General features: G+C 68.0%; 10 protein-coding genes. All 10 read left to right on the forward strand.

Going from position 1 to position 11728, the window contains the following annotated elements; genetic code table 11:
* The first annotated feature begins 7 nt into the window (after positions 1-7).
* The 10 genes from ACGTNG_RS07455 (at position 8) to glmS (ending at position 11723) form a co-directional block, all read left to right on the forward strand.
* On the forward strand, positions 8-547 hold the full coding sequence (locus ACGTNG_RS07455) for a F0F1 ATP synthase subunit delta (RefSeq protein WP_394576381.1): 540 nt from the start codon (positions 8-10) through the stop codon (positions 545-547).
* A 16-nt stretch (positions 548-563) separates the two neighbouring features.
* Positions 564-2108: a F0F1 ATP synthase subunit alpha gene (gene atpA / locus ACGTNG_RS07460; protein WP_394576382.1), complete on the forward strand. Its 1545-nt coding sequence runs from the start codon at positions 564-566 to the stop codon at positions 2106-2108.
* Positions 2109-2179: 71 nt separating this feature from the next.
* Complete coding sequence (atpG, locus tag ACGTNG_RS07465) at positions 2180-3061, forward strand: F0F1 ATP synthase subunit gamma (protein WP_394576383.1); 882 nt, start codon at positions 2180-2182, stop codon at positions 3059-3061.
* A gap of 65 nt (positions 3062-3126) precedes the next feature.
* Entirely contained in the window at positions 3127-4503 is a 1377-nt protein-coding gene (gene atpD, locus ACGTNG_RS07470; protein WP_394576384.1) for a F0F1 ATP synthase subunit beta, read from the forward strand.
* A 24-nt stretch (positions 4504-4527) separates the two neighbouring features.
* Positions 4528-4956 carry a F0F1 ATP synthase subunit epsilon gene (locus ACGTNG_RS07475; RefSeq protein WP_394576385.1) on the forward strand — a complete coding sequence of 143 codons (429 nt, stop codon included), beginning with the start codon at positions 4528-4530 and terminating at the stop codon, positions 4954-4956.
* Positions 4957-5088: 132 nt separating this feature from the next.
* Entirely contained in the window at positions 5089-6459 is a 1371-nt protein-coding gene (gene mgtE, locus ACGTNG_RS07480) for a magnesium transporter (RefSeq protein WP_394576386.1), read from the forward strand.
* Between the two features lie 86 nt (positions 6460-6545).
* The gene (locus tag ACGTNG_RS07485) at positions 6546-7349 is read left to right on the forward strand and encodes an undecaprenyl-diphosphate phosphatase (protein ID WP_394576387.1); all 804 of its coding nucleotides are present in this window, start codon (positions 6546-6548) and stop codon (positions 7347-7349) included.
* A 1-nt stretch (position 7350) separates the two neighbouring features.
* Positions 7351-8463, forward strand: coding sequence for an FAD:protein FMN transferase (locus ACGTNG_RS07490; RefSeq protein ID WP_394576388.1), 1113 nt, complete (start codon positions 7351-7353; stop codon positions 8461-8463).
* 33 nt (positions 8464-8496) lie between these two features.
* Positions 8497-9876: a bifunctional UDP-N-acetylglucosamine diphosphorylase/glucosamine-1-phosphate N-acetyltransferase GlmU gene (glmU, locus tag ACGTNG_RS07495; protein WP_394576716.1), complete on the forward strand. Its 1380-nt coding sequence runs from the start codon at positions 8497-8499 to the stop codon at positions 9874-9876.
* An 11-nt stretch (positions 9877-9887) separates the two neighbouring features.
* Positions 9888-11723, forward strand: a complete 1836-nt coding sequence (gene glmS, locus ACGTNG_RS07500; protein WP_394576389.1) for a glutamine--fructose-6-phosphate transaminase (isomerizing) — start codon at positions 9888-9890, stop codon at positions 11721-11723.
* Positions 11724-11728: the final 5 nt, after the last annotated feature.

Consider the following 11728-nt stretch of genomic DNA (forward strand, 5'->3'; position numbering starts at 1 on the left):
GTGACCCATGGCGGAAACGTCTACCGTCGCACGACCCTACGCCAAGGCGGCCTTCGAGCACGCCGTTGAGCAGCAGGCACTGGATGACTGGGCCGTGATGCTCGAGACCGCGGCGCGTGTCGTCGAAGACGACGACATGCAGCGCCACGTGCTCGGCAACCCGCAGCTCTCGAGCACCCAGAAGGCCGATGTGGTCGTCGACGTCTGTGGCGACGCCGTGAGCGACGCCGTCCGCAACTTCCTGCGCCTGGTGGGCCAGAAGGGCCGCCTGGCGGCCCTGCCGGCGATCGTCGAGCAGTTCACCATGCTCAAGGCCCAGCAGGAGAAGCGCATGGACGTGAACATCGTCTCCGCCTTCCCGCTGGACGATGCGCAACAGGACAAGCTCGCGAGTGCACTGGCCAAGCGTCTGAACCGCGAAATCTCCATTACCACTCAGGTGGATTCCACCCTCCTGGGAGGCGTCATCCTGCGTGCCGGCGACACCGTCATCGACGGCTCGGTACGCGGTCGACTGAACCGCCTCCACGAGGCCCTTTCCGCCTGAGTCTGAGGGACATGGCATGCAGCAACTGAATCCTTCCGAGATCAGCGACATCATCAAGCAGCGTATCGAAAAGCTGGATGTCGCATCCGAAGCCCGTAATCAGGGCACCATCGTCAGCGTGTCTGACGGTATCGTGCAGATCCACGGCCTGGCCGACGCGATGTTCGGCGAGATGATCGAGTTCCCCGGCGGCGTCTACGGCATGACGCTGAACCTCGAGCGCGACAACGTCGGCGCCGTGGTGCTGGGCGACTACCTGCAGCTCGAAGAGGGCATGACCGCCCAGTGCACCGGGCGCATCCTCGAGGTGCCGGTGGGGCCGGAGCTCGCCGGCCGCGTGGTCGACGCCCTGGGTAACCCCATCGACGGCAAGGGTGATCTCAACACCAAGATGACCGACGCGGTGGAAAAGGTCGCCCCCGGCGTCATCACCCGTCAGTCCGTCGACGAGCCGATCCAGACCGGTTTCAAGTCCATCGACGCCATGGTGCCGATCGGTCGCGGTCAGCGTGAGCTGATCATCGGCGACCGCCAGATCGGTAAGTCCGCCATCGCCATCGATGCGATCATCAACCAGAAAGGCACCGGCGTGACCTGCGTCTACGTGGCCATCGGTCAGAAGCAGTCGACCATCGCCAACGTGGTGCGCAAGCTCGAAGAGCACGGCGCCATGGAACACACCATCGTGGTCGCCGCCGGCGCTGCCGATCCGGCCCCGATGCAGTTCCTCGCCGCCTACTCCGGCTGCACCATGGGCGAGTACTTCCGCGATCGCGGTGAAGACGCCCTGATCGTCTATGACGATCTCTCCAAGCAGGCCGTGGCCTATCGCCAGGTCTCCCTGCTGCTGCGTCGTCCGCCGGGCCGCGAAGCCTTCCCGGGTGACGTCTTCTACCTCCACTCCCGCCTGCTCGAGCGTGCCGCTCGCGTGAACGCCGACTATGTCGAGAAGTTCACCAACGGCGAGGTGAAGGGCAAGACCGGCTCACTGACGGCGCTGCCGATCATCGAGACCCAGGGTGGCGACGTCTCCGCGTTCGTTCCGACCAACGTGATCTCGATCACCGACGGTCAGATCTTCCTCGAGACCGACCTGTTCAACTCGGGCATCCGTCCGGCCATCAACGCCGGTCTCTCGGTGTCTCGTGTCGGCGGCTCGGCCCAGACCAAGATCATCAAGAAGCTCGGCGGCAGCGTGCGTCTGGCCCTCGCCCAGTACCGCGAACTGGCGGCCTTCGCCCAGTTCGCCTCCGACCTGGACGAGGCCACACGCAAGCAGCTCGAGCACGGTCAGCGCGTCACCGAGCTGATGAAGCAGTCTCAGTATGCGCCGATGTCCGTGGCCGAGATGGCCGTCTCCCTGTATGCCGCCAACGAGGGGCATCTGGAGGACGTCGAGGTCAACAAGGTGCTGGACTTCGAGCGCGCGCTGCAGGACTACATGAAGTCCGAGCACGCCGATCTGCTCGAGACGATCAACCAGACCGGCGACTACAGCGACGAGATCAAGTCGGGCCTCAAGGCCGGTCTCGAGAAGTTCAAGGCCACTCAGAGCTGGTAATGCCGACGGCCCGCTCCTCCGGGGCGGGCCCTGGAGCTTTCTGAGGGCCACGAACGATAAGGTAGATCGCTATGGCAGCTGCAAAAGAGATTCGCACCCAGATCGGGAGCATCAAGAACACGCAGAAGATCACCAGCGCCATGGAAATGGTGGCTGCGTCGAAGATGCGCAAGGCACAGGACCGGATGAAGGCCAGCCAGCCCTATGCCAAGCAGATCCGCAACGTCGTGGGCCACGTCGCCGATGCCAACCCGGAGTACAAGCATCCGTGGATGGAAGAGCGCGAGGTCAAGCGGGTCGGCTACATCGTGGTCTCCTCCGACCGCGGACTGTGCGGTGGCCTCAACGTCAACCTGTTCAAGTCCGTGGTGAAGGATGCCAAGGCCCAGCGTGAACAGGGCGCGGAACTCGACTTCTGTGCCCTGGGCAGCAAGGCCACCGGCTTCTTCCGCAAGTTCGGCGGCAGCCTCGTCGCGGCCAAGAGCGGCCTCGGTGAGGCGCCGGATCCGGAGGACCTGATCGGCAGCGTGAAGGTCATGCTGGATGCGTACGACGAGGGTCAGCTGGACCGCCTCTACGTGGTGTTCAACGAGTTCGTCAACACCATGACCCAGAAGCCGGTGGTGCGTCAGCTGTTGCCCCTGTCGGCCGAGATGGGGACGGAAGCGTCCACCGAAGAAAACAAGCGTCCCGGTAGCTGGGACTACCTGTATGAGCCGGATGCCAAGGCGCTGCTGGATAGCCTGCTCGTGCGTTTCGTCGAGGCGCAGGTCTATCAGGCGGTGGTCGAGAACGTGGCGTGCGAGCAGGCCGCTCGGATGATCGCCATGAAGAGCGCCACCGACAACGCCGGCAATCTGATCGACGACCTGGAGCTGGTGTACAACAAGGCCCGTCAGGCGGCCATTACCCAGGAAATCTCCGAGATCGTCGGTGGCGCCGCCGCCGTTTAGCGTCGGGGAGGGCACGGCCCTCCCGGCAAGCAGGTTTCATTTGCAGGTATTTGAGAGGAACCAAGATGAGCGGACGTATCGTACAAATCATCGGCGCGGTGATTGACGTAGAGTTTCCGCGGGACGATGTGCCCAAGGTCTACGACGCGCTGAATGTCTCGGACACCGGGACCGTTCTCGAGACCCAGCAGCAGCTGGGTGACGGCGTGGTGCGCACCATCGCCATGGGCACCACCGAAGGCCTCAAGCGTGGCCTGGAAGTGGTCGGCACCGGTGCCCCCATCTCCGTGCCGGTCGGCAAGGAGACCCTGGGCCGCATCATGAACGTGCTGGGCGAGCCCATCGACGAGGCGGGTGAGATCGGCGAAGAAGAGCGCATGCCGATCCACCGCAAGGCGCCGGGTTACGCCGACCAGGCGGCCTCCAGCGAGCTGCTGGAGACCGGCATCAAGGTCATCGACCTGGTGTGCCCGTTCGCCAAGGGCGGCAAGGTCGGCCTGTTCGGCGGCGCCGGCGTCGGCAAGACCGTCAACATGATGGAGCTGATCCGCAACATCGCCACCGAGCACAGCGGTTACTCCGTGTTTGCCGGCGTGGGCGAGCGGACTCGTGAGGGTAACGACTTCTATCACGAGATGACCGAATCCAACGTCATCGACAAGGTGTCGCTGGTCTACGGTCAGATGAACGAGCCGCCTGGCAACCGCCTGCGTGTGGCCCTGACCGGCCTGACCATCGCCGAGAAGTTCCGCGATGAAGGCCGCGACGTGCTGCTGTTCGTCGACAACATCTACCGCTACACCCTGGCCGGTACCGAGGTCTCGGCACTGCTGGGCCGTATGCCCTCCGCGGTGGGCTACCAGCCGACCCTGGCCGAGGAGATGGGCGTCCTGCAGGAGCGTATCACCTCCACCAAGGATGGCTCGATCACCTCCGTGCAGGCCGTCTACGTGCCCGCGGATGACCTGACCGACCCGTCTCCGGCGACCACCTTCTCGCACCTGGATGCGACCGTGGTACTGGCGCGTTCGATCGCCGAGCTGGGTATCTATCCGGCCATCGATCCGCTGGACTCCACTTCGCGCCAGCTCGACCCGCTGGTCGTGGGCGACGAGCACTACGGTACCGCTCGTGGTGTGCAGGGCGTGCTGCAGCGCTACAAGGAGCTCAAGGACATCATCGCCATCCTGGGCATGGACGAGCTGTCCGACGAGGACAAGCTGGCCGTCTCCCGGGCGCGTAAGATCCAGCGCTTCCTGTCGCAGCCGTTCTTCGTGGCCGAGGTCTTCACCGGGGCGCCCGGCAAGTACGTGTCCCTGAAGGACACCATCCGCGGCTTCCAGGGTATCCTCGACGGCGAGTATGACGAGCTGCCCGAGCAGGCCTTCTACATGGTCGGCACCATCGACGAGGCCGTCGAGAAAGCCAACCAGATGAAGTAATCCCTCCACCTGGGAGACGTCATCATGACGAAAAGCTTCAAGTGCGAGATCGTCAGCGCCGAGGCGTCGATCTACTCCGGGTCCGCCGAGCAGGTCGTGGCGGCCGGTGCCATGGGGGATCTGGGGATCCTGGCCGGGCACACGCCGCTGCTCACCGAGCTGGCGCCGGGTCCGGTACGGATCGTCCATGGCGGAGGTGAGGAAGATCACTTCTACGTCTCGGGCGGTTTCCTCGAGGTGCAGCCCAACGTGGTCACGGTGCTGGCGGATACCGCCGTGCGCGCCGACGACCTCGACGAGGCCGCCGCCGAAGAGGCCCGTCAGCAGGCGCTGAAGGCCATGAGCGACAAGTCCGCGGAGCTCGACTACAGTCGTGCCACCGCGGAGCTGGCCGAAGCCATGGCGCAGCTGCGTACCATCCAGCAGGTGCGTCGCAAGGCCGGCCGCGGCTAGCGCCCGGCTCGTGTCTCGACCTCGACGCCCCCCGGATCCTGTCCGGGGGGCGTCGTCGTTTCCGGGCCCTCGAGGCGCCACCCTTTTCTTTTCGCCGGTCCCCGGGCCGCCCTCGCCGTCGGGAGGCCCTGCATGTCACTGAGCGAATCCCTGCAGACGCACAAGGCGACGCTGCTTTCCGCCCTGGAGGGCGATGACGCGTGCCTGCAGGGCCTGTTGCCGGAGCTGCGCTCCGCCGATATCGCCGAGATCCTCGAGACCCTGGTCGAGGACGATCAGGACCTGCCCCAGGCCCTGGCGCTCTTCTCGCGGCTGCCGCTGGAGCGGCGAGCCAGCGTGCTCGGCCACCTGCCGGGCGACGAGCAGCTGGCGATCACCGAGGCGCTGGACGACGAGCTGCTGCTGGCGATCCTCGAGGAGATGGGCGCCGACGAGCGGGCCGACCTTTACAAGACCCTGGGCGACGATCGCCGCGAGGCCCTGCTGCGACGCATGGCCCGCCAGGAGCGCGAGGCGCTCAAGCGCCTGGCGAGCTACGCGGAGGGCACCGCCGGGGCGCTGATGACCTCGGACTACGTGGCGATCCCCACCGGCCTGACGGTGTCCCGGGCGATGATGCGGGTGCGCCAGACCGCGCCGGATGCCGAGACGGTCTACCAGCTCTATATCGTCGATCCCGACGGTCGCCTCGCCGGCACCCTGTCGCTGCGCCAGCTGATGGTGGCGCGCCCCGGGGCCCGGGTCGACGACCTGATGATCCATGAAGTTATCCACACCCGGGTCGACGTACCCCAGGAGGAGGTCGCACGGATCGTCGCCCGCTACGACCTGCTGGCACTGCCAGTGGTCGACGCCGAGCGGCGCCTGATCGGCATCGTCACCCACGACGATGCCCTGGACGTGGTGGAGTCCGAGGCCACCGAAGATATCCACAAGGGGATGTCGATCGGCGCCCTGGAGGGGGGCGTGCGCCGGGTGCCGCTGTGGAGCCTGTATCGCAAGCGGGTGTTCTGGCTGGTGCTGCTGGTGTTCGGCAATCTCTTCTCCGGGGCGGGCATCGCCTACTTCGAGGAGACCATCGCCGCCCAGGTGGCGCTGGTCTTCTTCCTGCCGCTGCTGATCGGCAGCGGCGGCAACGCCGGCGCCCAGGCGGCCACCCTGACGGTACGCGGCATGGCCACCGGGGACGTGGGCATCAAGGACTGGGGCAAGCTGTTCGGCCGCGAGCTGCTGGTGGCGGGGGCCCTGGGGCTGACCATGGCGCTGGCGGTGGCGCCGATCGGGATGCTCCGCGCCGGCGAGGCGGTGGCCCTGGTGGTGGCGGTGAGCATGATCGCCATCGTGCTGTTCGGCAGCCTGCTCGGCATGTGCCTGCCCTTCGTGCTCGACCGCCTGGGCTGGGACCCGGCCACCGCCTCGGCGCCGCTGGTGACGACCCTGATCGACGCCTCGGGCGTGGTGATCTACTTCGGCTTCGCCACCGCCATCCTGTCGACGTCCTGAGCCGCCGGCGGCGGACAGGCGGGCCGCAGCGGTGTATCCTCTGGGGCCCTCTGCCTTGTCATCTTCCCCTCTACACGGACCGTTCCATGGACTGGCTACAGATCTTCGTCCTCTCCATCGTTCAGGGATTGACCGAGTTCCTGCCGATCTCCAGCTCCGCCCACCTGATCCTGGTCCCGGTCTTCACCGACTGGGACGACCAGGGCCTGGTCTTCGATGTCGCCCTGCACATCGGCAGCCTGAGCGCGGTGGTGCTCTACTTCCGCCACGAACTGGTCGGCATGACCACCAGCTGGTGTCGCAGCGTGGCGGGACGCGGCACCGACGACGAGGCGCGCCTGGCCTGGTGGGTGATCCTGGCCACCATTCCCGTCGGGCTCGCGGGGCTGGCCTTCGAGGATGCCATCCAGGGGATCATGCGCTCGCCGCTGGTCATCGCCGGGGGCCTGATCGGCTTCGGACTGCTGCTGGCCTACGCCGACTGGCGGCGTCGCGGCACCCGCAACGAGTACCGCCTGACCTGGCGCGATGCCCTGTGGATCGGGCTGGCCCAGGCGCTGGCGCTGATCCCGGGGACCTCGCGTTCCGGCATCACCATGACCGCCGGCCTGCTGCTGGGCCTGAATCGCGAGGGGGCGGCACGCTTCTCCTTCCTGCTCTCGATCCCGGTGATCGTGCTCGCCGGGGGGCTGGAGATCCTCCATCTCGCCGGCGCCGCCGTCCCGGTGGACTGGGGTGCCCTGATCATGGGGGCGCTGCTCTCGGGGATCAGCGCCTACCTGTGCATCCACTTCTTCCTGGTCTTCATCAAGCGGATCGGCATGCAGCCCTTCGTGGTCTACCGCCTCGTGCTGGGTGTCGCGCTGCTCTGGCTCTTCGGAGGCGCCTGACATGACACACCTGCGTTCGCTCCTGTTGTCCCTGCTGATCGGCCTGCTGCTGTCGGGCTGTTCCGAGCGTGACCGCCCGCTGGAGTCCCCGGTGACCCTCGAGGGCGACATCTTCGGCACCTTCTACCAGGTGAGCATCGCCGACCCCCTGACCCAGGGCGAGGCCAACGAGCTCGAGGCCGGCTTTCTCGCCGAGCTCGAGTCGGTGGATGCCGCCATGTCCACCTGGCGCGACGACTCCGAGCTGATGGCCTTCAACCGCGCCCCGCTGGGGAAGTGGCAGCCGCTCTCCGACCACCTGATCGAGGTGCTGGCCATCGGCCAATCGGTGGCCGAGGCCAGTGGCGGGGCCTTCGACATGACCATCGGCGACCTGGTCAACCTGTGGAGCTTCGGCCCCGAGGCGCGACCCCGGGAGGTGCCGAATGACGCCGCCCTGGCCGAGCGACTGGCCGAGGTCGGGCCCGACAGCCTGGAGGTCGACGCCGACGCCCGCCAGGCGCGACGCCTGCGCGACGTCTTCGTCGATCTCTCCGGGGTGGCCAAGGGGCACGCCACCGATCGTGTGGCCGGCTATCTCGACCGCCAGGGGCTCGACCACTACCTGGTCAACCTGGGCGGCGAGATCAAGGTGAGCGGCCACCGCGACGCCGAGTCGGCCCCCTGGCGGATCGGCATCGAGGTGCCTCGAGACGGCCGCCCCGAGGCCCGCCACGTGCTGGCCCTGGAGGGCATCGCGGTGGCCACCTCGGGTGACTACCGCAACTACTTCGAGGAAGACGGACAGCGCTACTCCCATACCCTGGACCCCCGCACCGGCCGGCCCATCGAGCATCGCCTGGCCTCGGCGACGGTCGTGCACCCCTCCGATGCCTGGGCCGACGCCTGGGCCACCGCGCTGCTGGTGCTGGGCGAGGAGGACGGCATGGCGCTGGCCCGGGAGCGAGGGCTCGCCGTGCTGATGCTGGTGCGCCAGGACGAGGGGTGGATCAGCCTGGCGAGCCCGGCCTTCGCGGAACGCTTCGGGCGCGAGGCGATCGATGAACTGGGCGTGACGGTGGTCGACGGCCCGTCGGCCGACATGGCGGATGAGCCCGCCCGCCCCCTAGAATAGAACCCATCAGTTGGATCCGGACAAGGAGTCATGATGACGCTCGACGTGGTGATACTGGCAGCCGGGCAGGGAACCCGGATGCGCTCGACCCTGCCCAAGGTGCTGCACCGCCTGGCCGGCAAGCCGATGGTGCGACACGTGATCGATACCGCCGAGGGGCTCGCGGCCGAGCGCACCCACGTGGTGGTCGGCCATGGTGCCGAGCACGTGCGCGAGGCGCTGGCCGAGATGCCGACCGAGAGCCGCGTGCGCTTCGCCCTGCAGGCCGAGCAGAAGGGGACCGGCCATGCCGTGGCCCAGGCCCTGGATGGCCTCGGCGAGGGCAAGGTGCTGGTGCTCTACGGCGACGTGCCGCTGATCCGCCGCGAGACGCTGGTGGAACTGCTGGCGCACGTCGACGAGCAGCACCTGGGCCTGCTCACCGTCACCCTCGACGACCCCACCGGCTACGGGCGCATCCTGCGCAACGAGGCCGGCGACGTGGTGGCGATCGTCGAGCACAAGGATGCCTCCGAGGCCGAGCGGGCCGTGCGCGAGTGCAACACCGGCATCATGGCCATGACCGCGGCGCAGCTGCGCCGCTGGCTGCCGAGCCTCTCCGCCGATAACGCCCAGGGCGAGTATTACCTCACCGACGTCATCGCCATGGCCGCCGCCGAGGGCGTGGGAATCGCCACTGCCCAGCCGGCGCGTCCCCAGGAGGTCGAGGGCGTCAACAACCGCGCCCAGATGGCCCGCCTGGAGCGTGCCCTCCAGCATGACATCGCCGAGCGGCTGATGGAGCAGGGCGTGGCGCTCGCCGACCCGGCGCGGCTCGACGTCCGCGGGCGCCTGACCTGCGGCCATGACGTCCAGATCGACGTGGGCTGTGTCTTCGAGGGCGACGTCGAGCTCGGCGAGGGGGTGCGCATCGGCCCGCACTGCGTGATCCGCGACAGCCACGTCGGCGCCGAGTCGGTGATCGAGGCCCATAGCGTCCTCGAGGGCGCCGTGGTGGCCGGTCACAACCGTGTCGGGCCCTTCGCCCGGCTGCGCCCCGGCTCACGCCTGGCGGTCGGCGCCCGGGTCGGCAACTTCGTCGAGACCAAGAACGCCGAGGTGGGCGAGGGCAGCAAGATCAACCACCTGAGCTATGTTGGCGATGCCCGGCTGGGGCGCGACGTCAACGTCGGCGCCGGTACCATCACCTGCAACTACGATGGCGCCAACAAGCACCATACCGAGATCGACGACGGGGCCTTCATCGGCTCCAACACCGCCCTGGTGGCGCCGGTGATCGTCGGCCGGGGCGCCACCGTGGGGGCCGGCTCGACCATCGCCAAGGACGTGCCCGATAACGCCCTGGCGGTCACCCGCGGCCGCCAGATCAGCAAGCCCGATTGGCCGCGGCCGACCAAGCGTCAGGAACCCTGAGGAGAGATCACATGTGTGGAATCGTCGGCGCCGTTGCCGAGCGCAATGTCCAGGGCATCCTGCTGGAGGGCTTGAAGCGCCTGGAGTACCGCGGCTATGACTCGGCCGGGATGACGGTGCGCTCGCCCGAGGGGCGCCTGCAGCGCCAGCGGGCGCTGGGCAAGGTGGCCGCCCTGGAGGAGCGCCTGGTCGCCGGGCCGCTGCTGGGGCGCAGCGGCATCGCCCATACCCGCTGGGCGACCCACGGTCGCCCCAGCGAGGCGAACGCCCACCCCCACCAGTCCGGCGAGCGCCTGGCGGTGGTGCACAACGGCATCATCGAGAACCATGAGGTCCTGCGCCGGGAACTCGAGGCCGAGGGCTACGCCTTCACCTCCGAGACCGATACCGAGGTGATCGCCCACCTGCTGGAGCGCGAGAGCCGCCGCGAGGGCGACCTGCTCACCGCGGTGCAGGGGGTACTGGCGCATCTCGACGGGGCCTACGCCCTGGGCGTGATCCATGCCGAAGAGCCCGACGTGATCATCGGCGCCCGCAAGGGCAGCCCGCTGGTGGTGGGCGTGGGCATCGACGAGGCCTTCCTCGCCTCCGATCCGCTGGCGCTGCTTCAGGTCACCGACCGCTTCCTCTACCTGCAGGAGGGCGACGCGGTGCGCCTCTCCCGGGGCGGGGTGATCGAGGTGGTCGATGCCGATGGGTACGTGGTCGAGCGCGAGGTGCGCACCTTCGAGCACGGCGACGGGGCGGCCAGCAAGGGCGACTATCGCCACTTCATGCTCAAGGAGATCCACGAGCAGCCGACGGTGATCGCCGCCGCCCTCGAGGGACGCCTGGGCGAGCGCTCGGCGCTGGTGGAGAGCTTCGGTCCCGAGGCCGAGGCGCTGTTCGGCCGGGTCAAGCAGATCCATATCGTGGCCTGCGGCACCAGCTATCACGCGGGCATGGTGGCTCGCTACTGGCTGGAGCGCTACACCGGGGTCCCGGTGCAGGTGGAAGTCGCCTCGGAGTACCGCTATCGCCAGGTGGTGGTCCCCGAGGACACGCTATTCGTGACGCTCTCCCAGTCCGGCGAGACCGCCGACACCCTGGCGGCACTGCGCTTCGCCAAGGATCGCGGCTACCTGGGCAGCCTGGCGATCTGCAACGTGCCGGGCAGCTCGCTGGTGCGCGAGTCGGACCTGACCCTGATGACCCGCGCCGGCCCCGAGATCGGGGTGGCCTCCACCAAGGCCTTCACCACCCAGCTCACCGCGTTGATGCTGCTGACCCTGGCACTTGGCCGAGTGCGGGGCCTCGCGGCCTCCGAGCAGGCGAGCCTGGTCGAGGCGCTGCGCGGCCTGCCGGGCCTGGTGGCGCGGGTGCTGGCGCTGGACCCGGCCATCGAGGCCCTCGCCACGGCCTTCGCCGAGAAGCACCACGCGCTCTTCCTGGGGCGCGGGGCCCACTTCCCCATCGCCCTGGAGGGGGCGCTGAAGCTCAAGGAGATCTCCTACATCCACGCCGAGGCCTATCCGGCGGGTGAGCTCAAGCACGGGCCCCTGGCGCTGGTCGACAGCGAGATGCCGGTCATCTCGGTGGCGCCCAACGATGAGCTGCTCGACAAGCTCAAGTCCAACCTCCAGGAGGTGCGGGCCCGCGGCGGCGAGCTGTTCGTCTTCGCCGACGAGGGGGTGGGGCTGGCCGAGGAGGAGGGCGTGCATCTGCTGCACCTGCCCGGGGTGCACGAGGCGCTGGCGCCGATCCTCTACACCGTGCCGCTGCAGCTGCTCAGCTATCACGTGGCGGTGCTCAAGGGCACCGACGTCGATCAGCCGCGCAACCTCGCCAAGTCCGTGACCGTGGAGTGATCCCG

The organism is Halomonas sp. B23F22_3, assembly GCF_043496965.1.
Classification (GTDB): Bacteria; Pseudomonadota; Gammaproteobacteria; order Pseudomonadales; family Halomonadaceae; genus Halomonas.